This window comes from Gilliamella mensalis (assembly GCF_900103085.1).
Classification (GTDB): domain Bacteria; phylum Pseudomonadota; class Gammaproteobacteria; order Enterobacterales; family Orbaceae; genus Gilliamella; species Gilliamella mensalis.
In genome coordinates, this window is record NZ_FMWR01000036.1 from 1 (window position 1) to 2058 (window position 2058).

3 protein-coding genes are annotated in these 2058 nt (G+C 38.7%); all 3 read left to right on the forward strand.

Annotation, left to right across the window (positions count from 1 at the left end):
- A partial coding sequence (locus BQ5209_RS10740; protein WP_167370348.1) for a hypothetical protein occupies positions 1–970 on the forward strand: 970 nt, incomplete at its 5' end.
- A gap of 17 nt (positions 971–987) precedes the next feature.
- Entirely contained in the window at positions 988–1812 is an 825-nt protein-coding gene (locus BQ5209_RS10505; protein WP_085248769.1) for a DUF6708 domain-containing protein, read from the forward strand.
- A gap of 18 nt (positions 1813–1830) precedes the next feature.
- Positions 1831–2058: hypothetical protein (locus BQ5209_RS10510; protein WP_167370349.1), on the forward strand; the 228-nt coding region annotated here is incomplete at its 3' end.

A 2058-nucleotide genomic window follows, 5' to 3' on the forward strand; every position in this document is an offset into this window, starting at 1 on the left:
CGTAGCCAAAGCTTTTGCTGCCATAACTATTTTTGAAGCCTTAGGCGAGCTAAAAAGTGCCTTGGGGATGTGGAATATGGAGGATAAAAAATACTTTGTTTATAGAGTTGTAGGATCTCTATTCCTAGGTTTTGGTGCTGTCCTATTATTAGTTGGAAGTGGAATGGCTATAGGCTTTGGTGTTGTTTTACATTTATTGAGTTTATACTTAATTGCAAGCAGCAAAAAATACGATAATTTTACCCCTATCGATCACTGGTTAAACCGTTGTTATTTTGGGGTGCAAAAAGAGTTTGCCTATTTGGGATACGGCGCTTATCACGAAGAGCAGCACTCATTTGTCGGTTTTGGGCATTCGGTGAATGATTATTTGGTTGCATTATCGGGCATTGAAACTTTTATCATCTTTAAAAAAACAAGTTCATTTAGTGGGATGAAGCTATATCACCGCCACCTCTATTTTTATTTAACATACCCAAACTGCGCTACTATTGCCCAAAAGCCGTTACAGGCTTCAGTTAAATTAGTTGGCAAGAATGGGCAAAGCGATGAGGATTTGATTGAATCTCTTTTTAATATCAGTTCAACAGGGGTAAATAAAGGCTCAGTAGAGGCGCATCCCCCAATCCACCTAAACGAAGATAAAGCCAAAGAAACCCTAAAAATCACAGAATATGTGACCCTCGACAAAGGTTATTTTATGGATCACTATGAAGCAAAAACCTTTAAAAACCTCACTCAGGGCAAAGCGGTATGGCAATCTAATTTTAACGATATTGAAAAAATCGAAGTGAAAAAAACCGATCCTAACCAGTCAGATAGCCACCTAACGGCGATAACATGGGTAGCGGGCACCTTTGCTTATGATCTAGTAAATAGCTATCAAATCAATATCAGCCCTAATGCACAAGATGATGACGAAATCCCACTCATCATAAATCGAAGCAGTAACCAATTTCACGATGAATAAATAAAAGGAGAGTAATCATGCCATCAAAATACCGTCCACAAATCTTTGGTTGGTTCGGCGATCTAGATAAAGGTCCACGTTTAGTGCCCCTGCATGATCGTCGTTTAAGCTATGCCAATAATAGCTATTGTGCCTTTATTCGTCAGGATCTCAATGATCAGATTTTTTATGCTTGCCTTTATTTTGTTGCTATTATTTGTGGGAGTGGAGCTATCATTGGATGTCTTTGGTTGTTGGTACACCATGATAGTTCTAAAATAGAATTTATTGATATAGTAGTAATTTTGGGTTTTATTATCTGTTGTCTCGCTATGTATTATGTTATTCCCCAAGTGTATCATTATCTATTTTCCCGTCGTGGCAGTCCCATTATATTTAACCGTAAAACGGGTAAAGTCTATGTCAACGAAAGTGACTTTTTTAACTTTAAGTTTTTACGGCACCCTGCGGTATTTTTACAACCGAAAAAACGCCGTATAAAAGAGTATGATTGGGATGATTTGCATGGTGTTGTTATTCATAATATGTCACGTAATGCCCTAACCTCGACCGTGCTAATGGTGTGCCAACCGGGCACGCATCAAGTGATTGATCATATTATGTTAGATCCTATTCGAGCCGGAGCTGGTAGTACATTTGTTTGGGGGTGGATCAATAGTTTTATGTTTTTTTGTGATGTTGCCAATATCGATGATGGCGAATATAAATCAGATCAAGAAGCGGCATTTAAAGCCCATAGGATTGACGGTCAAGGCTGGCCCGAATGGATGGTTGAAGCGTTTAATGCCACATCATTAGAAGAGTTAGCTGAAATTAAACAACAGCACAATATAACGGAATAGCCCAAAAGCTGTTGCAGTTTGGCAAAAATGGGCAAAGCGGTATGGCAAGCCCATTTTAACGATATTGAAAAAATCGAAGTGAAAAAAAACGATCCTAACCAGTCAGATAGCCACCTAACGGTCACAACATGGGTAGCAGGTACCTTTGCTTATGATCTAGTAAGTAGCTATCAAATCAATATTACCTCCAATGCACAAGATAATGACGAAATCCCACTCATCATTAATCGCAGCAGCAACCAATTT